We start from the raw sequence: 23,856 nt of genomic DNA on the forward strand, positions 1-23,856 counted from the left end.
CATGGAAAAAACGCCAAAGATTGGCGCGCTGGCCGTTGTCGTGCATGAGGCACGTGTGCTGCTGGTGCAGCGCAGCAAGCAACCCGATGCCGGGCTCTGGGGGTTTCCCGGCGGGCACGTGGAGTGGGGCGAAACTGTATTGCAAGCCGCGCAGCGGGAGCTACACGAGGAAACCTCGATTATAGCCGAGCCGCTGCACTACCTCGACAACCTGGACTTGTTACGCCACGACGCGCAGGGCTTGGTGCAGTCGCATTACCTGTTGGTCGGGGTCGCCTGTCAGTATCGCTCGGGTAGGCCGCTGGCCGGGGATGACGCACTGGACGCCCGCTGGTTTCCGATCGATCAGATACAACGGGGCGATCTGCCGATGAGCGACCGCGTCACAAACCTGCTGGAAACCGCTCTGCTTCGGTCTTAAGCAGCCCGTCCCCTGAGGCGCACGTAGAGCAAACCCGACAACACGACACTCAAGACAAGGATCGGCACGGCACCGGCAACGAAAGCCCCCAGCCCCATTTGCAGGGCGGCAACACCTTCGTCTCCTGGGTAGAGGCCCGAAAGAAACCCAAGGGGAGAACCCGCGACCGCAGGCCAGACCATTGTCACACCGAACCAGACAAACAGCGCCAGCCCGGTGGCTGTCACCGCGCCCTGCACCACCCTGTCCGGTGCCCGCAGCGCCCGGCGCATTGCAGTCATCGGACGCGACAGGTCGTTCAGAATGGCCAACAACGCGGGCACCAGAAGCAGCACCAGCAACATCCCGAATCCCAGCCCATAGACCAGCGTGATCACCGAGGGTTTGAGGAATTGCGCCTGTTGCGAGCCCTCATAGAGCAGCGGCGTCAGCCCCAGAACCGTGGTCAGCGTCGTCAGCATAACCGGGCGCAACCGGTCCGCCGTACCCTCGACAATCGACGGCACCAGACCGCGGTCCTGCTGATAGGCGTCAATGGTTGTCACCAGAACAATCGAGTCATTGATGATGATCCCGGTCATCCCCAACAGACCGATTACGGTAAACATGCTCAGCGGTACGTCCCAGATGTAATGTCCCCAGATCGCGCCCACCAACCCGAACGGGATGATCGCCATCACAACCACCGGCCGCGTCCAGCTGGCAAAGACCCAGGCCAGCACCAGATAGATCCCGGTCAGACAGAGGATCAGGCCGGTGCGCGCCTCGGTCAGGAATTCATCCTCCTGCTCGCTCAGGCCTGCCATCTGCCATTCTACCTGCCGTTCGGCGGCGATATTGGGCAAAATCTCTTCGCTCAGGGCTCGGGCGATTTCTGCCGCGCGGGTCGGGTCGTCCTCGGAAATATCGCCGATCACCGAAATCACTCGCAGGCCGTTTTCGCGCCGCACGGATGAAAAGCCCGACTTGCGCTCTACCGAGACGATATCGGCCAGCGGCACGTAAACGCCGTCCGGCGTGCGCATCAGCGTGCGTTCCAGGAAATCGGCGGTCAGCTCGCCCTCGGGCAGTTCCACGCGGATCTCGGCGCTGCGCGGGCCGTCGGGGAAAGTTGCGGCCTCGATCCCGTTCAACCGGTCGCGCAATACGCGGCCCAGCGTTTCGATGCGAAAGCCCAGCGCCTGCCCCCTGGCGGTCAGGTCCAGAATGAAGTCTTCCTTGTCATAGGCCAGATTGTCTTCCAGCGCCGAAACCTCGGGGTATTTCGACAACTCGGCCTGCAGGTCCTCGGACGCCGCCTTGAGCGTGTTCACATCAGCCCCATAGAACTGAACATCAATCGCATCTCCGCCCGGACCGGATCGCCAGCCGCGGAAGGTCAGCAGTTCGACTTTGGGATGGCGCGGCACAAAGTCCTGTAGCTCGCCCACGAACTCAAAGCTGGAATAGGGGCGTAGGTCCGAGTCGATCAGTTCGATCGAAATCCCACCCAGCAGGTCCCGTTCCTTGCCATCCGCAGCACTCAGGTTGAACCACCCGGCATTACCGCCGACCTCGGCCAGAATATAGTCGATAGGATTTCGTCCGTGACGCTCTTCGTAGATCTTGCCCAGTTCTTCGGTGGCGCGCTGCATCTGGTGCATCATTTCCAGCGTATCTTCGCGGGTAGCACCCTCGACCATGATAAAATTGCCGGTGACCGAGCCGCGCTCGGGCGCGTTGAAGAACCGCCAGTTCACGTCACCCTTGATGAACAGGGCAAGCTGGCTGGCCAGGATCACCACCATCGCCGCCACAACCACGTAGCGTGCCCAGACGACCCAGGCGATCAGCGGCCGGAACAGGTGATCGCGCACCCAGCGGAAGCCGCGATTGACGACGCGGTTGGGCCAGTCATACCAGTGTTGCTTGGCCGAATGCGCAATCGCATGGGCCATGTGGTTCGGCAGGATCAGAAAACATTCGATCAGCGAGGCAATCAGCACCGCGATCACGGTAAACGGGATGTCGCCGATCAACTCTCCGAACCGGCCACCGATGGCGGTCAGACCGAAAAACGCGATCACTGTTGTCAGGGTGGCGGCAAAGACCGGCATCGCCATGCGCCGCGCGGCGCGTTCGGCGGCCACCATGGGGGCCTCACCCAACCGGCGCGCGCGAAAATCAGCGTGTTCGCCTACAACGATAGCGTCATCCACCACGATACCCAGCGTGATGATCAGCCCGAACAGTGAGATCATGTTGATCGACAGCCCGCCGATATACATGAAGGCAATCGCCGCAGACATCGCCACCGGAATACCCGCCGCGACCCAAAAGGCAATTCGCGCGTTCAGGAACAGGAACAGCAGACAGACCACAAGGCCCAGCCCCACCAGCCCATTATCGACCAAAATGTCCAGACGTTCGGTGATGGCCTGCGCGCGGGTGCGGATCAACTCGATGGTCACGCCTTCGGGCAGGCTGGCCTGCAACTCGGCCACCACGTCCTCGACCGTGTGCTGAATCTTGATGGCATCGCCCAGATTAGACCGGTCAACCCGCACTGACATGGCCGGATTTTCGCCAACAAAGTAACTGCGGACGCGATTGACGCCTTCAACCCGGATCTCCGCCACATCGCCCACAAAAAGCTTGGACCCATCGGCAAAGTTGCGCAGCGCGATGCCCTCGATCTCTTCTGGGGTGCGCTTTTCGGTGCCGGTACGGATTCGGGCATTGGCCCCGGTAACATCGCCCGCCGGGTTGGCCATCGCCTCAGCCGCAATGGCCTGTGCGATTTCCGAGAGGGTGACGTCATTGGCAATCAGCTGCGCTGTCGGCACTTCGACGACCACGCGGGGGGCGGCAATGCCCCGGATGGTCGTGCGGGTCACGCCGACCGCAAACAGGCGGTTGATCATTTCGTCGGTGAACTTGGCCAGCTGGTCCGGATCAACCGGGCCGGTCACCACCACATCGGTGACCCGATCCCGCCACGCCCCGCGCTTGATCGAGGGCTCCTCGGCATCATCAGGCAGGTTGGTCACCCCATCAATGGCAGTACGAACCTCGTCCACGGCGCGCGACATGTCCCAATTGGGCTCGAACTCCAGCCGGATATTGGCCTGCCCCTCGCGCGAGGTCGAGCTCGTGCTTGCCACCCCTTCAACCGCCAACAGGGCCGGTTCAAGTAACTGAACGATGCCGTTATCCACATCCTCGGGGCCAGCGCCTTCCCAGTCGATATCCACGTCCACACGTTCGAGGATCACGTCCGGGAAAAACTGCGCCCGCATCGACGGGATCGCTGCAGCGCCAAGAACCAGCATCACCAGCAACAGCAGGTTGGCTACCGTCCGGTGGCGCGTGAAATAGCTGAGGATACCGCCCGCCGTACCGGGGATTTCGCGCATCATGGCGCCTAGCCCCCTGCCCGGTTCTCGATGCTGCGCACCAGAGATGCTGGAACCTTGGGCGCGCTGAGCTGGCTCAAGGCGCTGGCTTTGGCCTCCTTCGACATCTGATCGCTGGCTTCGACCTGCGCCACCAGTTGAGCGCGGAGTTCGTCGGAAAGTTCGACCATGCCCGGATCGACTCCGGCATTGGCCTCATCCCGCAGCGGACGTACACGAACCCCGCCGCCCAACAGAGGAGTTCGACCTATAACAACTTCGCGCCCGACCAGACCCTGCCCGCGCAACAGAACCTCGTCGCCCTGCCGACGGATCAACTGCACTGGCAGCGCCTCGAGCCGGTCATCGGGGCCGAGAACCAGTACCGTTCCCGTCGCATCCAGAACCGACGACGGCAGCCGCACCACATTGTCCAGCGGCTGCTCCTCGACCGTTACGGTGACGAAATCGCCGGGCTTGAACCCCGGCGCGTCCTCCAGCCTTGCATAGATCAGCCGCCCGGTCTGCCCTTCGCCCGCCGAACCGCTGTCGCGGTTGATGCGGCCATGGGCAATCAGATCGGTGCCCGTCACCTCCAGCGAAACCGAGACCGGCGCGTTGATCAGGCCGCCCTCTGCGTCCAGCAGACGCACGAACTGTGCGGTCGAGACGCGAAACGCCACCTCAAGCGCGGTGGGATCGACCAGTTCCGCCAGCTTTTCATTGGCTGAAACCAGCCGCCCTTCGACCAGGGTCACATCAGTCAACGTGCCGGCAAACCGCGCGCGAACGGTCATGTCGTCCAGATCGCGTTCGGCGGCTTCCAGTGCGATGCGGGCCCGGGCCAGCAAGGTGGTCGCCTGATCGACCCGCGATTCCGCCTGCGCCAGAGATATGCGGCGCGCCAGAACCGATTGCTGTGCCGCAGCCTCGGCCAATTCCGCTTCTTCCACGGCGGCAGGCGTTCCGACCCCACGGCCCTGCAGATCTTTCTGGCGCTGCAGGGCACGTCCGCGCAGATCCGCCTGTGCCTCGGCCGAATTCAATTCGTCCTGCGCCAACAGCAAAGAGCGTTCGGCGTCGCGTTCCTCGAATTGGGCATCCAGCAGATCGGATTTGGCGCGATCCAGCGCCGACTGTGCGTCAGCCGGGTCAAGCTCCACCAGAACCTCACCCGCGGTAACAACGCCGCCATCCTCGAAATCTTCGGCCAGAAATACCACACGCCCGCCAAGCGCCGCGCGCAATTCCAGACGGCGGCGGCTTTGCACTTCGCCGAAGGCTTCGAGATAGGGGGTGACGGTTTCAAGTTCCGCTGGCCGCACGCTTACGGCAAAGATGCGTTCGCGCGCTTCGGGCGGTTCACTATCGCGATTCAGCGCATCCTGCACAGCGCTGGTTATCAGTTGCGCCGCAATAAACAGCAGGGCCAGCGTCAGAAACGCCAGAAAGACACCTACAAGGCTTTGCCTCAGAAATCGCATCAATCACTCACCCCGGTCGCATCAGGCTACCACGTGCAAAAGGTAGCCGGGCACAGAAAAATGCCAAGCCACAAAGCGGTTACGAACAATTAAACGTGCAACCAGTCTACTTCCGTCGCAGATGTTCGTCCAATCGCGGCATTATTTCCACGAAATTGCAGGGACGGTGGCGGTAGTCGAACTGTTTTTCCAGAATCCCGTCCCAAGCGTCCTTGCAAGCACCGGGACTGCCGGGCAATGCGAACAGGTAGGTGCCACCCGCCACGCCGCCCGTAGCGCGGGATTGCACGGAGGATGTACCGATCTTTTCCATTGAAATGATGGTGAAAACGGTGCCGAACGCCTCAATTTCCTTCTCATAGACATCGCGATGCGCCTCAACCGACACGTCGCGGCCCGTCAGACCGGTGCCCCCGGTCGAGATCACCACGTCAATCTCGGGATCACCAACCCATAGCCGCAGTTGGGCTGCAATCTCGCCTCGTTCATCCCGGATGATCTTGCGGTCGGCCACCGAGTGGCCAGCGCGCTCAATCCGGTCAACCAGTGTCTGACCTGAGCGGTCCTCGTCCAGCGACCGTGTGTCCGACACGGTCAGAACGGCGATCCGAACCGGAATGAATTCCATGCTTTCATCAATGCGCGACATATGGCGTCAGGCCCTTTCCATGATGGCAAGCCGGACGGCAAGGGCGGAGAATATCCCCCCCGTCACCCAGCCCATGATACGAGAGGCGCGCGGGTTCGAGATCAGAACCTTGCCCGCGCCACCGGCAAAAATACCCACCAGCCCGTTAACCACAAACCCGCCCAGCGCGATGATCGCGCCGAAGATCAGGAATTGCGGCAGGATCGGGCCGGTCGCAGGGTTCACGAATTGCGGGATGAAGGCCAGTACAAACAGGATGACCTTGGGGTTGGTCAGATTTACCAACATCCCGTCACGAAAGGCATAGCTTGCGGGTTTCGCGGGCGCATCACCGGATACCGCCCCATTCCGGATCACACCCCACGCCAGATACAGCAGGTAGGCCACACCCATCCAGCGGATGACATCAAACAGCCACGGCAAGCTGTTCACCGCAGCACCCAACCCCAGCCCGGCCAGCAGCACGTGAACCATCAGCCCCAGCGATATACCCGCGCTGGCAACCAACGCCGGTCGGGCACCGGACCGCAGACCCTGACCGAAGCAGAACATCATGTCTGCGCCGGGGGTGAAATTCAGCGCCAAAGCTGCTGGGATGAACGCCAGCAGAGTGACCGTTTCTATCATAAGGTGACCTCGAACCAATTTACCTTGGGTCCCAGATTGGCAATCTGTGTACGGCCTATGCTGCCGCGATAGCCCCAGCTGTCATGGATGTGGCCGCACAACGCGTATTGCGGTTGCAGGCGCTCCACCGCGTCGCGCACGGCCACGGACCCGACCGCTTCGCCCTGTGATGTGACATCACCATAACCCTTGGGCGGGGAATGCGCGATCAGAATATCCGCTCCATCACAGCGATCCAGTAACTCGGTGGCTTCTGCATCGGTCAGGTCGCAGGACCAGTCGCCAAACGGCGTGACCGGCACGCCGTAGCCCAGCCCGAACAGGCGCAGCCCGTCCAAGGTCATGCCGGAGCCGTGCAGCACATGGCCGCCTTCGGGCGCGGCGTCTACCAATTCCTGTGCGCTTTCCGCGTTGCCGGGCACCATGACAAACGGCGCAGAGATGCCGGCCAGCATCGCCATCGCCTCCTTCAGCCCTTGCCGCATGTTGCAGAAATCTCCGGCCCCGATCACCAGATCTGCCTCGGCACTGGCCTCGACAACCTCGGCCGCGCGGTTGCGCGCCATGTGCAGGTCAGAGAAGGCCAGAACGCGCATCACTTGCCCTCCAGCCGTGCCTTGAGCTCCAGCAGATCGGCCCAGGCGTGGCGTTTCATCTGTGGTTGGCGCAGCAGATAGGCCGGGTGGAACATCGGGATGACCGGCAGGTCCAGCGCCTGATCCCATTGCCCGCGCAGCCTTGTGATCCCACGTTTGCCCAGCACCGCCTGACAACTGATATTGCCCATGATCACCAGAACCTCGGGCTTGGCCAGTGCCACGTGGCGTTCGAGAAAGGGCTTCATCATCCCGATCTCTTCGGGTTTGGGGTCTCGATTCTGCGGCGGCCGCCACGGCAGGACATTGGTGATATAAACATTCTGGCCGCGATCCAGATCAATCGCCGCCAGCATCCGGTCCAGCAATTGTCCGGCACGGCCCACGAATGGCTTGCCCTCGCGGTCTTCCTCGCGGCCCGGAGCCTCGCCGATGATCATCACCCGCGCACCCGGCGTGCCGTCGGCGAACACCAACTGACGCGCACCGCGTTTCAGTTCGCAATGATCGAACCCATCCATCGCCGCCCGCAACTGATCCAGCGACCCGGCACTTTGGGCGGTGGCCTTTGCCACCGCAAAAGGGTCCACCTTTTTCGGCATTTCGGACGTGGCCTGCACCGCAGCAGGTTTCCTGGCCCTGGGCGCAGTATCAGGCAGCGCATAGCGATCCACCGGCGCATCACCGATCGCATCCGTTGCGCCCAGTTCGATCTGCCAGTCCAGCAGCGCCCGCGCAGTATGATAGTCCAAAGCCGATTCCATACCCCTCAATCTAACCAGCTTTTGAACGAGGGAAAGCGAATAGGCCTTGATCGGACCGTTCATCGCACCGACGATTGCGGCATTCATGATGGTTCTGTTGCGATTCCTTTTGATTTCCCTGCTGCTGATCCCGCTCAGCGGCCCATCCTTTGCGCAACTGTTCGACCGCAACGGCCAATGTCGCCCCGGGCAGTTTCAATGCGGTACCCGATGCTGTTCCGGTGGTCAAAGATGCAGCTTTGACGGCCACTGCATCCCGTTGGGTGGCACCTATTGCGGCGGCGGCCGCACCTGCGGACCATTCGAACGCTGCGTGGCCGGCGGTACCCGCTGCGCCCCGGCGGGGGCGAACAAATGCACCTCGCGCCTCGATTGCCCGGGTGGAACCACATGTAATGCACGAGGCGAATGCGAACGGATCGGACCCGGAAATGAGACGGAGACCGACACGCAGCGTCTGAAAACCATCTGCGACGACGGCTTGACCTGCACCGGGGGCACATCCTGCCTGCCGGGTGGCGGATGCTCGCGTCCCGGTTGGTTCTTGTGCGAAGAAACCGACTCTCAATGCCGCCCTGGGTTCAAGTGCTCCGAACATCAGGGCTGCGTGCCGGTCAAGGCGGTCGATTGCGGCTATGGCAAGTGGTGCAAACCCGGCGAACAGTGTCTACCCGAGGGTGGATGCGAGAAACTGCCCGAAGGGTCTGATCCTTAGGTTGCCCTCGCGCGCGCGGCTTCTTATAAGCGGCTCGATTGTCGGACAGGAGCCCGCCCATGCGTTTCGCCCATCGTCACCTTCTTGGCATCGAGCATCTGTCACAATCCGATATAACCGCCATCCTCGATCTGGCCGAGAAGTATGTCGACATGAACCGCCAGTCGACCAAGCATTCCGACGTGCTGTCGGGGCTGACACAGATCAACATGTTCTTCGAAAATTCGACCCGCACGCAGGCCAGTTTCGAACTGGCGGGCAAGCGGCTGGGTGCGCATGTGATGAACATGGCGATGCAGGCGAGCTCAATCAAAAAGGGCGAGACCCTGATCGACACCGCGATGACGCTGAACGCGATGCACCCCGATCTTCTGGTGGTCCGGCATCCGCATTCCGGCGCGGTCGACCTGCTGGCGCAGAAAGTGAACTGCGCAGTGCTGAACGCAGGCGACGGGCGGCACGAACACCCGACGCAAGCCCTGCTGGATGCGCTGACCATTCGCCGCGCCAAAGGGCGCCTGCACCGGCTGAACATCGCGATCTGCGGAGACGTTGCCCATTCCCGCGTCGCACGGTCAAACCTGATCCTGCTGGGCAAGATGGAAAACCGTATTCGTCTGATCGGCCCGCCAACACTGGTTCCCAGCCAATTCGCCGAGTTCGGTGCCGAGGTTTACGACGACATGAACCAAGGCCTGAAGGACGTCGACGTTGTCATGATGCTGCGCCTTCAGAAAGAGCGGATGGATGGCGGTTTTATCCCCTCGGAACGTGAATACTATCACCGCTATGGTCTGGACGCCGCCAAGCTGGCACTGGCCAAGCCCGACGCCATCGTCATGCACCCCGGCCCGATGAACCGCGGGGTTGAAATCGACGGCACGCTGGCAGACGACATCAACCGCTCGGTGATTCAGGAACAAGTCGAGATGGGCGTGGCCGTCCGCATGGCCGCGATGGAACTTCTGGCCCGCAATCAGCGAGACGCCGCATGAGCGATCTGACTGTCGCCCCCCATGAACGCGGCGTGATCCGCCTGTTCACGCTGGACATGCGGCCGGAAGAGGCGAAGTTCCTGCGCGAACCGGGCGCTGCCGATCAGGCTCTGGGGGTGGCAGGGCTTGACCCGAAACAGATCGACGTCTTTCCGGTCTCGGACCTCGAAGACCTTGGGCTTTTTGGCTATCTGAACGAGGGCTGCGGCGTCTCGGCCGATCAACTGGACCGCGCCGCGCTGGAGGCCATCGAAGGCTGGGTCATGGTCGTGCGCAGCGCCGCCTTTGGCGACCGCGCGGCAACGCTGACGCCGGATCCGAGGCTGCATCTGGCCGGTCTTTATACTGAAGAGGCCACCAACTGGATCGGCGGCCCAATTGAGACCAAAAGCGCCAGGCCGTTCTCGGCGCCTCAATCCGCGCCGCAGGATGGCAGACCGCACCGCGTCGGTTCCGCCGTTCTGGCGCTGGTGATCCTGCTGGCTATCGGAGGTGCCCTGTGGCTGATCCTGTGACCTTCTCACCAGACAAAGGCGCCTATATCCGCACCAACGCATGGCTGGCCGCCTTTGCAATGGCTGGCGCGATGATCATTCTCTGGCTGATTGGCAATCCCTATCCCTGGACCGGCGCGCCGGCGGGTCTTGCCGCCATCGGCATTCGCGCGTGGTATCTGGCCTCCGAAGAGCTGGTCACCACGTGGGAGATGTCCGACACCACCCTCACCGGCCCCGGTCCGCGCAAAGTGGCGCTGAATCAGATCGAAGCGATCAATGTATTGGGCAGCTTTGTCCAGATTGTCACCAAGGGCGGCGACAAGCACCTGATCAAGTACCAGGCGGACCCGGACGCCACCAAAGCCGAAATCGAAAGGGCCATGGCATGAGCAACCTGATCTTCACCAACGCCCGCCTGATTGACCCGGAAACGGGCACCGACAGCATCGGCTGGCTTAGGGTCACGGACGGCCGGATTGCGGCGCGCGGCGAGGGTGATGCCCCGGGACAGGGGGCTCAGATCGTCGATTGCGCCGGGCACTGTCTTGCGCCGGGGATCGTCGATATCGGCGTCAAGGTCTGCGAACCCGGTGAGCGGCACAAGGAGAGCTATAAATCCGCCGGGCTGGCGGCAGCGGCGGGTGGTGTCACAACCATTGTCACTCGACCCGATACGCTGCCTGCGGTGGACACGCCGGAAACGCTGGAATTTGCCACCCGGCGCGCGCAGGCGGATGCACCTGTGAACGTGCTGCCCATGGCCGCCCTGACCAAGAACCGCGAAGGGCGCGAGATGACCGAGATCGGGTTTCTCCAAGATGCCGGGGCCGTCGCCTTTACCGATTGCGATCACGTCATCACCAATACCAAGGTGTTTTCCCGCGCGCTGACCTATGCAAAATCCTGCGGCGCGCTGGTCATCGCCCACCCGCAGGACCCCGGCCTAAGCGCTGGCGCAGCGGCTACCAGTGGCAAATTCGCCGCCCTGCGGGGACTACCCGCCGTGTCACCGATGGCCGAACGGATGGGGCTGGACCGCGATATCGCCCTGCTTGAGATGACAGGGGCAAAATACCACGCCGATCAGATCACCACCGCCCGCGCCCTGCCCGCGCTGGAGCGCGCCAAGCGCAACGGGCTGGACATCACCGCCGGCACGTCGATCCACCATTTGACGTTGAACGAGCTGGACGTGGCCGACTATCGCACCTTCTTTAAGGTCAAGCCGCCGCTGCGATCCGAAGACGATCGACAAGCGGTGATCGAAGCGGTGCGAACCGGGCTGATCGACATTATCAGTTCCATGCACACGCCGCAGGACGAGGAAAGCAAACGCCTGCCGTTTGAAGAGGCCGCCTCGGGCGCGGTGGCGCTGGAAACGCTGCTGCCTGCCGCACTGCGCCTGTATCACTCGGATCAGTTGGACCTGCCGACCCTGTTCCGCGCCATGGCGCTAAACCCGGCAACACGGCTGGGGTTGGACTCGGGGCGCCTGACCCAGGACGCACCCGCAGATCTGGTGTTGTTCGATCCGGAAGTGCCTTTTGTACTTGACCGTTTCTCGCTGAAATCGAAATCGCAGAACACACCGTTTGACGGCCAGCGGATGCAAGGTAAGGTCACCGCAACTTATGTAGCAGGCCAAGAAGTTTACCGGAGACCCTAATGCCCCCATTTGACGCGACGACGACCCAGCTGATCCTCTGGGCCGTGATTGGGTATCTGATGGGCTCGGTCCCTTATGGCATGGTTATCGCCAAGGTCATGGGTTTGGGCAATCTGCGCAACATCGGGTCGGGCAATATCGGTGCCACCAATGTCCTGCGCACCGGAAACAAGACCGCCGCGGCGCTGACCGTCATCTTTGACGCTGGAAAAGGTGCGGTGGCCGTACTGCTGGCGCGCGCGCTGGCCGGAGAGGACGCCGCCCAGATCGCCGCCCTAACCGCGTTTCTGGGTCATTGCTTCCCGGTCTGGTTGGGGTTCAAAGGCGGTAAGGGGGTGGCTACCTTCCTGGGCCTCTGGCTGGCGCTGGACTGGCGCGTGGGAGTGGCCTGCTGTCTGAGCTGGCTGGTTGCGGCCGCGATCTGGCGGATTTCCTCGCTGGGCGCTTTGGTTGCCGCGGCCATGTCGACCATCTGGGTGTTGCTGCTGACGGATGGTTCGACCTTTTTCCTGGGCATCGTCCTGACCCTGTTGGTCTTTTGGCGCCATAGCGCAAACCTGGCGCGGATCAGGGCCGGGACTGAACCCAAAATCGGTCAGTCTTGATCGCCCCGGACGCATTTCTGTCCGCATTTTTCGCCATCCCGCTCGGCTCGTCCACCGGGCACTGCCAAGGCAGGCGGTATATCGTCAGCCGATTGGAACTGGCCGGTGGAAAATCCCACAAGCTTGTCGCGCATCAATTGGGCGGCGACGATTACATCAGCCTGAACCTTTATCTGACCAACACCAGCGGCACATTGCTGCGGCCCTGCGAAATGCCTGCTGAAAAGGTCATTGCCTTCGTGGTTGCGTTCGAACCCGAAGCCTGACGCGGACATGCGCGAATTTGAACACCGCCCCTTCGTCGCCGCACATTCACAATTGATTGTTTTGAACGTGATGGGGCGATTGCCCACTTCGGTTGCGTGACGGCCAATTTCCGGTCGCACGGACAAAAATCCCAAGGGGTGTCCTGGCGTAATTTCAGCGCCGCCGGATCGCCCGTTTCACGAAAGGTGAAAACAATGAACAAGATCAAATCCATCATTGGCGGCGTCGCGCTGTCAGTTGCAATCGCAAGCTCGGCTCTGGCCGCAGGCGTTGAACTGAACGCAAGCTCGACCGGTCTGGCGTTGCAGGGTTACGACCCGGTAGCCTATTTTACTGACGGTGAACCGACCAAGGGCGATTACCGCATCACCGCGCTGCACAATGATGCGCTGTATCGCTTTGCCAATGAAGAAAACAAAGCCACATTCGAAGAAAACCCCGAAGCCTACCTGCCGGCCTATGGTGGTTACTGCGCATTCGGTGCCGCGATGGGCTTCAAGTTCGACGGTGACCCGACCTATTGGAAGATCGTCGACAACAAGCTGTACCTGAACCTGTCGCAGGACATTCAGGAACGCTGGGAAGGCGACATTCCCGGCTTTATCGAGAAAGCCAGCACGAATTGGGAAACCATAGCTGAAAAAACTCCGGCAGAACTGCAGCAATAACCCGCTGACGGAAAAAGTCAGATCGGCGGCGGATCACTCTGCCGCCGATTGTCGTTTGAAACAGCCCTTTTGCGGACCTACATTTAAAGAAAAGAACGTGCCCGGTTTCAACGGGCCGATGCCGCCGCAGATTGTGAACGTGGCGCATCTTTTGGGTCGGAATGCTTGAACGAACTGTGATCCGGTCGTCAAACCGGACCGTAGTAATCAATACAGTCGAACAGGCAGCGTGGATTTGCTGCAGGCCAATTCCGATGAAAGGATACAACATGAAAGGTAAGTTTCTTCTCGCCTCAGTGATCGCGGTCTTTTCCGCAGGTGCAGCCGCAGCGCAGTCCTCGGGAAATTGGACCGGTTTCTACGGCGGCTTGCAGCTGGGTTACGCCGATATCGACACCAATGTCTCGGGCGTGGACGGCGACGGTGTGATCGGCGGCATCATCCTTGGCTATGACTACGACCTGAGCGATTGGGTTGTCGGTCTTGGCTTTGACTATGATTGGACCGGTATCGGGCTTGCCCCCGGCGTCAAGGTCGAGGATGTCTGGCGTATCAAGGCGCGCGCGGGCTACAAGGTGACGTCCACCGGATTGCTGTACGGCGTCGGCGGCTTTGCCGAAGCCGGAACCGACAATCTGGGCAGCGAAGACGGCTGGTTCATCGGAGCTGGCTACGAACAGATTGTCGCCCCGAATATCAGCGTGGGTGGCGAGATCCTCTATCACGAATTCGACAATTTCGACCGCACCGGCATCGACGTGGACGCAACCACCGTTCAGGTGCGCGCGGCCTATCGGTTCTGATCGGGCGACAGATAAGCCAAAGAACCCGGCCCCTGAGGGCCGGGTTCTATGTGTCAGGGTTCCAGAACCGTACTGCCGGTAGTCTGCCGGGCCTCGAGCGCGCGGTGGGCGTCAGCGACCTGATCCAGCGGAAAACGCTGATCGATATGGACTTTGACCTCTCCGCCTTCGACCTTTCCGAACAGACGCCGGGCCATCGCCTGACAGACAGTATGATCGGAAATATGAGTGAACAGCGTCGGCCGGGTGACCTTGAGCGAACCCTTCTTGGCCAGAATCCCGATATCCATCAGAGGTACCGGCCCCGACGCATTGCCAAATGAGATCATCATTCCCAACGGCTTCAGACTGTCCAACGATCCGTTGAACGTATCCGCCCCGATCGAATCCATCACCACATCCACGCCTTTACCACTGGTGATCTCGGCCACGCGTTCGGCAAAGTTCTCTTTTCGGTAGTTGATGCAATGGGCGGCCCCGTTGAACTGCGCCAGGCTGCATTTTTCATCCGTGCCAGCCGTGCCGATCAGGGTGATCCCTTCGGATTTAGCCCATTGGCAGGCAATCAGGCCGACGCCCCCAGCCGCGGCGTGAAACAGCACGGTATCACCACGTTTCAGCGGCGTGGTGCGGTGAAAAAGGTATTCCACCGTCATCCCCTTGAGCATCATTGCCGCCGCCGCATCAAAGGATATCCCGTCAGGCAAGGGACAGACCTGCGCTGCAGGCATCACCCGCGCATCGGAATAGGCACCCGCGGGCGCGGCGGCATACGCGGCACGCTGGCCAGGTTCCAGATGAGTCACGCCCTCGCCGACGGCCTCGATCACGCCTGCAGCCTCCATGCCCAAAGCGTGCGGCAGGTCCATCGGGTACAGACCCGTGCGCTGATAGACATCGATGAAATTCAACCCACAGGCATGGTGGCGGATGCGCACCTCTCCGGGTCCGGGATCGCCCAGCGGCCTGTCTTCGATCTTCAGAACTTCGGGGCCGCCGTGTTCGTGAATGACGACGGTTCTTGCCGTTTGCTGCATGCTGACCTCCTGTTACCTGAAGCCAAGCTAACACGCCTGAAAATAAGGGCAATCGGCACGATTCCGCGCCATGCAACCACAACGCGAAAAAATGTGCTATACTGGTGCTCAGGCGTTGCCGGCTGGTCCGGCCAAGGGCAACCGATGCCGGAACCACCCTGCTGCGCGGATACGCAAAGGGAGGGGAAAGACGATGGCCAAGACAATTGGAAATCCGATCAGCTGGACGGCTCGGAACATCGGCGCGACCGGCGATCATATTGCAGAAAGCGTGAACCGCATTGGCAGCGCCGATACAAAGCATCTGCCAAAGGTACAAACCCTGACGATGCAGGACCTGCGGGCCTGTCTGCGGGCAGGTTACAACGATTTTCTGGAAACACGGGCCGATGCCATATTCATTGTGCTGATCTACCCCATCGCAGGGCTGCTGATGTTCGGGTTCGGCCTGAACCGCAACATGGTGCCGCTGCTGGCGCCGCTGATCCTTGGGTTTGCACTGATTGGCCCGATCGCCGCTGTTGGCCTGTATGAAATCAGCCGCAAACGCGAACAGGAGGGCGAGGTGCACTGGCTGGACGCGTTCGCAGTGTTCCAGTCGCCGTCCTTCGGGGCAATCCTGATGTTAGGATTTTATCTGGTCATGTGGATGCTGATCTGGCTGATGGTCGCGCAGAGCATCTATGTCCACACGCTCGGTCCCGACTTGCCCACATCCCTCGGCGCCTTTGTCACGCAGGTCTTCACTACGGGCGCTGGCTGGACGATGATCATCTTCGGCAACGCGGTCGGGTTCCTGTTCGCTCTTGTCGCGCTGGCCATAAGCGTAGTCAGCTTTCCGCTGTTGCTGGATCGCAAGGTAGGGCTGCCGGTGGCGGTCGTGACCTCCGTCAGGGTGCTGCGGCACAATCCCGGAGTCATTCTGGCATGGGGTTTCATCGTCGCTGCCCTGTTGGTTCTTGGCGCGATCCCGATGATGTTGGGGCTGATCGTGGTGATGCCGGTTCTGGGTCACGCCACGTGGCACCTGTATCGCCGCGCGGTGACCTGATGGACGGCGCGCGGGACAAGCCCGCGCTGCCCGGTTAACCGGCGACCTTCAGGACGATCTTGCCGATATGGCCCGAGCTTTCCATCCGCGCATGCGCCGCTGACGCCTCTGCCAGAGCGAACTCGCTGTCCATAACGGGGGCAACCTTCCCGGCCTCCAACAACGGCCAGACCGCTTCACGCAGTTCCTGAGCTATTTTCGCCTTGGCCAGATCGCTTTGCGGGCGTAGGGTGCTGCCAGTCAGGGTCAGGCGCTTGACCATCATCAGGGCAAAGTTCAGTTCAACCTTCGGACCCTGCAAAAAGGCGATCTGCACCAAGCGTCCATCCTCGGCCAGCGTTTTGACATTGCGCGGGATGTAATCGCCGCCCACCATATCAAGGATCAGGTTCGCTCCGCCTTCAGCCCGCATGACCCCGACGAAATCCTCATCCCGGTAATTGATCGCCCGCTCAGCACCCAGCTTGACGCAGGCCTCGCATTTCTCATCCGATCCGGCAGTGGAAAAGACACGGGCTCCAAACGCATGGGCCAGTTGGATCGCCGTGGTACCGATCCCGCTTGAACCGCCATGCACCAGAAACCGCTCACCAGCCTTCAACCCGCCGCGCATGAAAACGTTGGACCAGACGGTGAAGAAGGTCTCGGGCAGACAGGCGGCCTCTTTCATTCCCATTCCCGTCGGAACCGGCAGGCAATGCGCGGCAGGTGTGGCCACGTATTCGGCATAGCCGCCACCGGGCAGCAGCGCGCAAACCTGATCGCCGACCGAAAGCCCCTCGACCCCTGAGCCTACGGCAACCACTTCGCCTGACGCTTCAAGCCCCGGCAGATCACTGGCGCCCGGAGGCGGATCATAGGCCCCGGCCCGCTGCAACGCATCGGGGCGATTCACCCCTGCATAAGCAACCTTGAGGACCACTTGGCCGTTTTGCGGCTCGGGGATCGGGCGTTCGGTCAATTGCAGAACATCCGGGCCGCCGGGCTGCGAAATTTCTACGGCGCGCATCGTCTGGGTCATGGGCAAATCCTCCTTTGCCCAATGCCTAGCAGGCAATTTCCGGAAGGCCCAGATGCTTACTTGCGCGGGTTCAGCATCCCGGGCAGATCAGCGCGCATTTTCATCGGTGGCTTCACCTGGCTGGCGAACCAGTTCGGTACCGCAAGGAACGGCTTGAACAGCGGATTGTCGTTCACCTGCGCCTTGAGCTTTTCGAACTGCATGACGTTGTCGATGCGACGGTCCAGAAACTCCCACGTTCTTTGATGATCCGGAGAATCATCGCCCAGCCAGAACAACAGGGTCGAGGAGTATACCCCAGACAGGGTCGCACGCTTGGTGTACCAGTTCACGTCGTCCGAGGTATCGCCCAGCGTGTCCCAGATCAGGTCGCAGGTCTGCCACAGCGCCTTGGCCCCGTCCGCCGCATGGGTCGGCAGGGAAAACAGCGTCATGCCCCGGCGCACCAATTCCTTGTCAGGCACAGCCTCAAGCCGGAACCGAACGGCAGCGGCCACGCGCTCGCGGAATTTCAGTTCGCTCAGGTCGGTGGATTTCAGACGCTCTACCATGACCGCATCCCCGCGCGCATGAAAAGCCAGCGCCAGATCAACCGCGCCTCGGGGGCAGATTGCGCGCGCCAAACCGTCATCCAGATCGCAATCGGTGATCGCTGCGCGAAAGCTGGTTTCAGACCAACCGTCAAAAGGCACGTGGGTCAGCATCGCGTCTAAAAGCTGTTGTTTTGCATCTTCATAGGTAACGGTCATGGCGGTTCTCCGGTTCTCGGGGCCAGTACTAGACAAGATAGACCGGCTTTGCTATACGGCCAACTCCTGCAATTTCCTTGCAACTCTATCTAGAAAGGTGGTGACAACCACATGCAGGTTAGTGTTCGCGACAATAACGTCGATCAGGCGCTTCGTGCCCTGAAGAAAAAGCTGCAGCGCGAAGGCGTGTTCCGTGAAATGAAGCTGAAGCAACATTTCGAGAAACCGTCCGAGAAAAAAGCGCGCGAGAAGGCTGAAGCGATCCGTCGTGCCCGTAAACTGGCACGTAAGAAAGCACAGCGCGAAGGTCTGCTCTAAGAGCTGCCTGAGTCTCGTCCAGCTTTGGATGACACTATTTGACGACCCCCGAGGCCCCGCCCGGGGGTTTGTCGTTTCTATACAATCATTTCGCAGGTCGAACCCGGCACGCAATAAAAAACGCGGCTTGTATTCAGCGCGCCCACAACTTGGTCACATTCGCCTAGAATAGAAACTGAATTGCTTAGCACATCATTTGTTGGCCAGTTTTCAAAGATTATGCCCCCGATGACGACCCAATACAAAGTCAGAGTGCTTTCCGTCATGGTACTCGCCTGCGCGGCAGGCCTTTTTCTGTTCAATTCTGTGAATGGTGGAACCGACAACCCTGTTTTGACGGCTTGCATCGACGCCAAGGACAAGCCGACCAGAATTGAAACCTGCACCAAAGCCCTAGAATTGGACGACCTGCACGACCGCGAGCGGGGTGATGCCGCGTTTTACCTTGCACGGGCAGTCGCCTATGATGACGCGGAACGGGCCAGGGCAAATGGCTATCTCGACAACATCGACGACGCGTTCGTGGACATCGAAACGGTATTCGAGATGGGCGAAAACTCAGCTTGGGCGTGGTACTGGCGGGGCCGGTTGCACGAGGAAATCGACAACCGAAAAGCGGCCTTTGCCGATTTCCACGAATCTCTGACGATCAAGCCACATTACTGTCGGTCTATCTGGGCAATGAAAATGTGGAGCAATACGCTTTTGGAAATGGTCGAATCCCAACCTTTGCCAGCGCGCGACATCGTTGATGACATCCTTGCCGAGCACCCCGAAAACCTCAGACTTCTGCATCTCAGATTCCGGGGCGAGCACACACGCCGAGCAATTTGAAACCGCCCTGCAGGATATCAACCGGCTGATTGAAGTCGAAGACTATCCTGATTCGTCGATCTATGTTCGTGCAAGCGTGTACAAGGCGCTCGGGCAAAACGATCTGGCGCTGGCGGATTTGAACATGCTGATTAACAAAGAAGATACGCGCATGGAATTCCTTCGCCAGTCGACTCAGGAAATCGAAGAACTGGTAAAGGCTGGGAAGCGATGTCTCACAAAAGATATGGTTTCAAGGGACTTGGACCTGATGGTGCTGTACAGATTTGCGTTGAAGCAAAAGATGATCATTCATGCTGAGGCTAGCGATTGGACGTCGACCTTGGCAACTCTGGACCTGATGATCAAGGACGATCCTGACGACGTCGATCATTTGCGAAAACGGGGTATCGTTTTGGAAGAGCTTGGGCGCCCGAGCGATGCTCTTGCAGCTTATGACCAGGCCATTCGATTGATCGAAACCGAAGAAGGCGACAGATCAAATTCGGAAAATGGCTATGCGGACACGTATGACTATCGCGCTTCGCTTCATCAGTCGCATCATCGGGCGGACCAAACACGGTTGGATTTCGACAGGGCTCTCAAATTGGATGACAGCGCGTTTGTCGAAGCTTTTCAACTCAGAATGCAGGAAGCCGGTCATTACGAAGGCCCGTTAAACGGTACCAATGGCGGGGCGACCAAAGACGCGATGCACCTTTGCGCCTCAGATATTCGCTGCGTCGATCCCGATGTGTAGGGCAATCATCCCAACACGCATCAGCGCCGCCACAAACCACATCAAATCATCCCAACTACCTCAGCAGGTTTAAAACGACCGTTTTGGTCGGTTGGTTCTTGCCATTTGCCACTGTCGCAATTGCGGTAATCTGCCGAGCCACATTAAACCGGTTTGGACCGGCATGTTGCAGCGCAGCGAATCTCGTTCCGGTAGCACGGCCCTGCCGGATTTCGCCTGAATCTCCACCTCCACTGTCCGTCCGTTCGGTGCCCGCTGTAACTGGCCCGGTCTGAACAGACGACCACACAAACGGAGGCTACCATGTCTACTGCAAGTACATTCGAGCAAGAAATGCTGGCGCTGATTAATGATGAGCGCACATCCCGCGGGCTGAACCCGCTGAAGCTGGAAACCCGTCTGAATGACTCGGCCGAGGATCACAGCACCTGGATGCTGAACGCCGATACATTCAGCCACACCGGATCGAACGGTTCCAGCGCGACCGAGCGGATGCGGGACGCCGGGTTCGACTTTTCCGGCAGCTGGAGGTCGGGTGAAAACATCGCCTGGCAATCGGAACGCGGCGCCGAGGGTATCAGTGACGATGTCGAACAACTGCACCAGAGCCTGATGAACAGCTCCGGCCACCGCGCCAATATTCTGAACCCTGACTACGAATATATCGGTATCGGTATCGAGGAAGGCGACTATAACGGTTGGGACGCCGTCATGGTGACCCAGAACTTTGCCACCACCGATGGCACCGTCGTGCTGGACAACGGCGCTGCGCCGACCCCGCCGGTTGAAGAGCCTGTTGCGGAAGAGCCCGTGGCGGAAGAGCCCGACACGGACGTCACCGAGACTGAAGAGCCGGCAGACGAAACGCCCGACACCGATGTCACCGAAACCGAGGAACCGGAAGACGAAACGCCCGACACCGACGTCACCGAGACCGAGGAACCGGAAGGCGAAACGCCAGACACCGATGTCACCGAGACCGAGGAACCGGAAGACGAAACGCCCGACACCGACGTCACCGAGACCGAGGAACCGGAAGGCGAAACGCCAGACACCGATGTCACCGAGACCGAGGAACCGGAAGGCGAAACGCCAGACACCGATGTCACTGAAGCCCCGGCGAGCGATTGCTTTGACGTGGAAGAGTTCCTTGCGGCGATCGAAGGTTTCGTCAACGACCTTCTGGTTCTGGTCGATGACTTCAGGCTGAACGATTCGCCGGCCACCGATACAGCGGCGGTTGAGGATGACTTCATGCTGACCTCGGACATGTGTGATGACGCCCCGGCCGAAACCGATGTCACGCCGGACATGGGCGCGGACATGCAGGACGATTTCTTCACCTTCATCTCCATCGATAATTTCTGCATGATGGACTTCGCCTAACCTCAGAAACGGCCTGTGGGGCACCTGTTTGGTGCCCCGTTCCGATACGCAGAGGTATTCTGCGCGATTTTTTGCACAAATGAGGCAAAACCGGCGGTGACAATTCGCTCAGAAGGCCGGGGCGTCCAGTTTGCGACCTTATCCCGCCAAAGTCTCGCCATTAATGTCCCGCCAAAATAACGCAATCCACTGGAGGCAGAATCATGTCAACCGCTAGCGATCTAGAACGGCAGATGCTTGCATTGATCAATGCAGAGCGCGCGCGGGCGGGGCTGGCCCCCGTCCAGCTTGAACTCAACCTGAACGAGGCCGCCGAAGACCACAGTCAATGGATGTTGAACACCAATCGGTTCGACCATACTGGTGTCGGTGGTTCGCAACCTTGGGACCGGATGGAAGATGCCGGGTTCAATTTCGCGGGCAACTGGCGCGCAACCGAAAACATCGCCTGGCAGAGCGTTCGCGGCGAGCCTGGCCTGTCCGACGACGTTGTGAACCTGCACAACAGCCTGATGAACAGCCCGGGCCACAAGGCGAACATCCTTGACCCGAACGTCACCCTGGTTGGGATCGGCATCGAGGTCGGCAATTTCAGCGGCTACAACGCGATCATCGTTACACAGAACTTTGCCCGGACCACAGGCACGGTTCAACTGGATACCGGTGGCTCGACACCCGCACCCACGCCCGTCCCCGCGCCTGCACCCGCACCAGTTGAGCCGGGTCCTGAATATGTAAACGCCGGCACAATCGGAGACAGCGGGGACAACTGGTTCGCCCTGAAACTCGACCAGGCCGGGGCACTGGAAGGACGCGGCGGTAACGACACGCTTACCGGCGCAAACGGCGGCGATTTTCTTCACGGCGGTACGGGCAATGACACGTTGATCGGCTATGGCGGCAACGACGCCCTCATCGGCGGTCAGGGAACGGACCTTCTGAGAGGCGCGGACGGAAACGACTTTATCCAGGGCAGCCGGGGCAACGACAGGCTGCATGGCGGTAACGGCAATGACCTCATGCTGGGCGGCACCGAAAACGACCGGCTGCAATCCGGCAACGGCAATGACGTCTTGCGGGGTGAACGTGGCGAAGATGACCTTTTTGGCGGAGCGGGAAAAGACATTCTGTACGGTGGCCGCGACGACGACAACCTGACCGGCGGGTCCGGTTCAGACCTGTTCGTGTTCACCACCGGGAAGGACACCGTTTTGGACTTCTCCAGCGACGATTACATAGACCTCAGAGGCCCGGCCTCGATCACCGGGTACAGCGATCTGATGAACAATCACGTTTCGCAGTCCGGCAGCGACGTAGTCATCGACGACGGCAACGGCAACAGCCTGATTCTGGCGAACACGCAGGTGTCAGACCTGGCACAGGAGTATTTCCTGTTCTGATGTTCCCGACAGTCCAATCTGAAAACGCCCCCGGTTTCTGGGGCGTTTTTTCGTGATCAATAGATTTTGGGTACGTGCAACTCATCCGGCAGGACGCGGCGTTCGTATTCCGGGTTGTAGCGTCTGTCTGGCAGATTGACCTTTTCCTGCGGCACATCGGTGTAGGGAACCTTGGTCAGCAGATGCTCGATACAGTTCAGGCGTTCGCGTTTCTTGTCATTTCCTTCGACAATGTACCACGGTGCCTCGGGGATATTGGTGCGGAACAACATGTCCTCTTTGGCCTTGGTATAGGCCTCCCAGCGGATTCGGGATTCCAGATCCATCGGTGACAGTTTCCACTGTTTCATCGGGTCGTGGATACGCATGAGGAATCGCAGCTGCTGTTCTTCATCGGTGATCGAGAACCAGTATTTCAGCAGGATTATACCGGACCGCACCAGCATCCGTTCGAATTCGGGAACGTCCTGAAAGAACTGCTCAACCTGATCTTCGCTGGCAAAACCCATCACCCGCTCGACCCCGGCGCGGTTGTACCAGGAGCGGTCGAACAGAACGATCTCGCCCGCCGCAGGCAGGTGCGGAACGTAGCGCTGGAAATACCACTGGCTCTGCTCGCGCCGGCTGGGCGCAGGCAGGGCGACAACACGGGCAACCCGCGGGTTCAGGCGCTGGGTAATCCGCTTGATTACCCCCCCTTTGCCGGCACTGTCCCGGCCTTCGAACAGGATGCAAACCTTGGCCCCGGTATGCTGTACCCAGTCCTGAACCTTGATCAGTTCGGCCTGTAGGCGCAGCAGGTTGCGGAAGTAGACCTTGCGGTCCAACATGTTGGGGTGCTGGTCCTTGTAGATCTTTCGGATTTCCATCGAGAGCATAGGCTCGCTGAATTCAATCTCAAAATCTTCGTCCAGCGTGTCTTCCAACTCGGCTTCCAGCCAGTCTTTGGGGGCGTATTCGTTTTCGTAAGCCAAGGTCACATCCTTATCGTCTATCGGGTCCGGACCGTACAGGGCGTGTGTAACCGCCTGATGTCATCAGAGAAATTGATGAAACCCTCGCCAAGTATGCGCTGCGGACGCTGATACATGCAACGCAGGCGGGCGTTCGGCCTTTCCCTATTTGAACCCGCAAGCGACGGGACACAAGCGTCAGAATTGCCGCATTGCCAACGGGTTGGCATAAAACTG

At 60.1% G+C, this 23,856-nt stretch carries 26 protein-coding genes; 16 read left to right on the plus strand and 10 right to left on the minus strand.

Annotation, left to right across the window (positions count from 1 at the left end; translation table 11 throughout):
- Window position 1: 1 nt before the first annotated feature.
- Window positions 2–421 carry an NUDIX hydrolase gene (locus tag ACR0IM_RS13530; RefSeq protein WP_480682223.1) on the plus strand — a complete coding sequence of 140 codons (420 nt, stop codon included), beginning with the start codon at window positions 2–4 and terminating at the stop codon, window positions 419–421.
- On the opposite strand, the gene ACR0IM_RS13535 is transcribed toward ACR0IM_RS13530, so the two are convergent.
- The 6 genes from ACR0IM_RS13535 to ACR0IM_RS13560 all read right to left on the minus strand — a co-directional run bounded on the left by ACR0IM_RS13535 (window position 418) and on the right by ACR0IM_RS13560 (window position 7,915).
- Complete coding sequence (locus ACR0IM_RS13535; protein WP_480682224.1) at window positions 418–3,819, minus strand: efflux RND transporter permease subunit; 3,402 nt, start codon at window positions 3,817–3,819, stop codon at window positions 418–420. The genes ACR0IM_RS13530 and ACR0IM_RS13535 overlap by 4 nt on opposite strands.
- A 5-nt stretch (window positions 3,820–3,824) precedes the next feature.
- Window positions 3,825–5,279, minus strand: a complete 1,455-nt coding sequence (locus tag ACR0IM_RS13540; protein WP_480682225.1) for an efflux RND transporter periplasmic adaptor subunit — start codon at window positions 5,277–5,279, stop codon at window positions 3,825–3,827.
- Between the two features lie 106 nt (window positions 5,280–5,385).
- A complete protein-coding gene (moaB, locus tag ACR0IM_RS13545) occupies window positions 5,386–5,928 on the minus strand; it encodes a molybdenum cofactor biosynthesis protein B (protein WP_480592701.1) in 543 nt (180 codons plus the stop codon).
- 6 nt (window positions 5,929–5,934) lie between these two features.
- Entirely contained in the window at window positions 5,935–6,555 is a 621-nt protein-coding gene (locus tag ACR0IM_RS13550) for a LysE family translocator (RefSeq protein WP_480682226.1), read from the minus strand.
- Window positions 6,552–7,151 (minus strand): metallophosphoesterase family protein, encoded by a 600-nt coding sequence (locus ACR0IM_RS13555; RefSeq protein WP_480682227.1) that lies wholly within the window; start codon window positions 7,149–7,151, stop codon window positions 6,552–6,554. Before ACR0IM_RS13555 ends, ACR0IM_RS13550 begins: the two co-directional genes overlap by 4 nt.
- Window positions 7,151–7,915, minus strand: coding sequence for a uracil-DNA glycosylase (locus ACR0IM_RS13560; protein ID WP_480641876.1), 765 nt, complete (start codon window positions 7,913–7,915; stop codon window positions 7,151–7,153). Before ACR0IM_RS13560 ends, ACR0IM_RS13555 begins: the two co-directional genes overlap by 1 nt.
- A gap of 85 nt (window positions 7,916–8,000) precedes the next feature.
- On the opposite strand from ACR0IM_RS13560, the gene ACR0IM_RS13565 reads away from it, so the two are divergent.
- The 9 genes from ACR0IM_RS13565 (at window position 8,001) to ACR0IM_RS13605 (ending at window position 14,131) form a co-directional block, all read left to right on the plus strand.
- The gene (locus tag ACR0IM_RS13565; protein ID WP_480682228.1) at window positions 8,001–8,630 is read left to right on the plus strand and encodes a scavenger receptor class F, member 2; all 630 of its coding nucleotides are present in this window, start codon (window positions 8,001–8,003) and stop codon (window positions 8,628–8,630) included.
- A gap of 59 nt (window positions 8,631–8,689) precedes the next feature.
- Window positions 8,690–9,625, plus strand: coding sequence for an aspartate carbamoyltransferase catalytic subunit (locus tag ACR0IM_RS13570; RefSeq protein WP_480682230.1), 936 nt, complete (start codon window positions 8,690–8,692; stop codon window positions 9,623–9,625).
- Window positions 9,622–10,140 (plus strand): hypothetical protein, encoded by a 519-nt coding sequence (locus ACR0IM_RS13575; RefSeq protein ID WP_480682231.1) that lies wholly within the window; start codon window positions 9,622–9,624, stop codon window positions 10,138–10,140. The genes ACR0IM_RS13570 and ACR0IM_RS13575 overlap by 4 nt, the downstream gene beginning before the upstream one ends.
- Window positions 10,125–10,511, plus strand: a complete 387-nt coding sequence (locus tag ACR0IM_RS13580; RefSeq protein ID WP_480682233.1) for a hypothetical protein — start codon at window positions 10,125–10,127, stop codon at window positions 10,509–10,511. The genes ACR0IM_RS13575 and ACR0IM_RS13580 overlap by 16 nt, the downstream gene beginning before the upstream one ends.
- Complete coding sequence (pyrC, locus tag ACR0IM_RS13585) at window positions 10,508–11,788, plus strand: dihydroorotase (protein WP_480682234.1); 1,281 nt, start codon at window positions 10,508–10,510, stop codon at window positions 11,786–11,788. The genes ACR0IM_RS13580 and pyrC overlap by 4 nt, the downstream gene beginning before the upstream one ends.
- Window positions 11,788–12,393 carry a glycerol-3-phosphate 1-O-acyltransferase PlsY gene (gene plsY / locus ACR0IM_RS13590; RefSeq protein WP_480592684.1) on the plus strand — a complete coding sequence of 202 codons (606 nt, stop codon included), beginning with the start codon at window positions 11,788–11,790 and terminating at the stop codon, window positions 12,391–12,393. The genes pyrC and plsY overlap by 1 nt, the downstream gene beginning before the upstream one ends.
- Window positions 12,390–12,659, plus strand: coding sequence for a hypothetical protein (locus ACR0IM_RS13595; RefSeq protein WP_480682235.1), 270 nt, complete (start codon window positions 12,390–12,392; stop codon window positions 12,657–12,659). The genes plsY and ACR0IM_RS13595 overlap by 4 nt, the downstream gene beginning before the upstream one ends.
- A 195-nt stretch (window positions 12,660–12,854) precedes the next feature.
- Window positions 12,855–13,328, plus strand: coding sequence for a YHS domain-containing (seleno)protein (locus ACR0IM_RS13600; RefSeq protein ID WP_480641763.1), 474 nt, complete (start codon window positions 12,855–12,857; stop codon window positions 13,326–13,328).
- 269 nt (window positions 13,329–13,597) lie between these two features.
- Complete coding sequence (locus ACR0IM_RS13605) at window positions 13,598–14,131, plus strand: outer membrane protein (RefSeq protein WP_480682236.1); 534 nt, start codon at window positions 13,598–13,600, stop codon at window positions 14,129–14,131.
- Between the two features lie 53 nt (window positions 14,132–14,184).
- Here the strand turns inward: ACR0IM_RS13605 and ACR0IM_RS13610 are convergent, their stop codons facing one another.
- Complete coding sequence (locus ACR0IM_RS13610; RefSeq protein ID WP_480592677.1) at window positions 14,185–15,168, minus strand: quinone oxidoreductase family protein; 984 nt, start codon at window positions 15,166–15,168, stop codon at window positions 14,185–14,187.
- A gap of 193 nt (window positions 15,169–15,361) precedes the next feature.
- Between ACR0IM_RS13610 and ACR0IM_RS13615 the strand changes: the two genes are divergently transcribed.
- Window positions 15,362–16,219, plus strand: a complete 858-nt coding sequence (locus ACR0IM_RS13615) for a DUF2189 domain-containing protein (RefSeq protein WP_480592675.1) — start codon at window positions 15,362–15,364, stop codon at window positions 16,217–16,219.
- A 34-nt stretch (window positions 16,220–16,253) separates the two neighbouring features.
- Here ACR0IM_RS13615 and ACR0IM_RS13620 read toward each other — a convergent pair whose 3' ends face one another.
- Together ACR0IM_RS13620 and ACR0IM_RS13625 are read right to left on the minus strand one after the other, a co-directional pair.
- Window positions 16,254–17,240, minus strand: coding sequence for an NAD(P)H-quinone oxidoreductase (locus ACR0IM_RS13620; protein ID WP_480682238.1), 987 nt, complete (start codon window positions 17,238–17,240; stop codon window positions 16,254–16,256).
- Between the two features lie 56 nt (window positions 17,241–17,296).
- Window positions 17,297–17,989: a COQ9 family protein gene (locus ACR0IM_RS13625; RefSeq protein ID WP_480682240.1), complete on the minus strand. Its 693-nt coding sequence runs from the start codon at window positions 17,987–17,989 to the stop codon at window positions 17,297–17,299.
- Window positions 17,990–18,100: 111 nt separating this feature from the next.
- On the opposite strand from ACR0IM_RS13625, the gene rpsU reads away from it, so the two are divergent.
- The 5 genes from rpsU (at window position 18,101) to ACR0IM_RS13650 (ending at window position 22,666) form a co-directional block, all read left to right on the plus strand.
- The gene (rpsU, locus tag ACR0IM_RS13630; protein ID WP_005614280.1) at window positions 18,101–18,307 is read left to right on the plus strand and encodes a 30S ribosomal protein S21; all 207 of its coding nucleotides are present in this window, start codon (window positions 18,101–18,103) and stop codon (window positions 18,305–18,307) included.
- Between the two features lie 228 nt (window positions 18,308–18,535).
- Entirely contained in the window at window positions 18,536–19,141 is a 606-nt protein-coding gene (locus ACR0IM_RS13635) for a hypothetical protein (protein WP_480682241.1), read from the plus strand.
- Window positions 19,059–19,880 carry a tetratricopeptide repeat protein gene (locus ACR0IM_RS13640; RefSeq protein WP_480682278.1) on the plus strand — a complete coding sequence of 274 codons (822 nt, stop codon included), beginning with the start codon at window positions 19,059–19,061 and terminating at the stop codon, window positions 19,878–19,880. Before ACR0IM_RS13635 ends, ACR0IM_RS13640 begins: the two co-directional genes overlap by 83 nt.
- A gap of 303 nt (window positions 19,881–20,183) precedes the next feature.
- Window positions 20,184–21,266, plus strand: coding sequence for a CAP domain-containing protein (locus ACR0IM_RS13645; RefSeq protein ID WP_480682242.1), 1,083 nt, complete (start codon window positions 20,184–20,186; stop codon window positions 21,264–21,266).
- Between the two features lie 203 nt (window positions 21,267–21,469).
- Window positions 21,470–22,666 (plus strand): CAP domain-containing protein, encoded by a 1,197-nt coding sequence (locus tag ACR0IM_RS13650; protein ID WP_480592665.1) that lies wholly within the window; start codon window positions 21,470–21,472, stop codon window positions 22,664–22,666.
- A 56-nt stretch (window positions 22,667–22,722) separates the two neighbouring features.
- On the opposite strand, the gene ppk2 is transcribed toward ACR0IM_RS13650, so the two are convergent.
- Window positions 22,723–23,640, minus strand: a complete 918-nt coding sequence (ppk2, locus tag ACR0IM_RS13655) for a polyphosphate kinase 2 (RefSeq protein ID WP_480592663.1) — start codon at window positions 23,638–23,640, stop codon at window positions 22,723–22,725.
- Window positions 23,641–23,856 lie beyond the last annotated feature (216 nt).

Source organism: Ruegeria sp. BF6 (assembly GCF_056538665.1).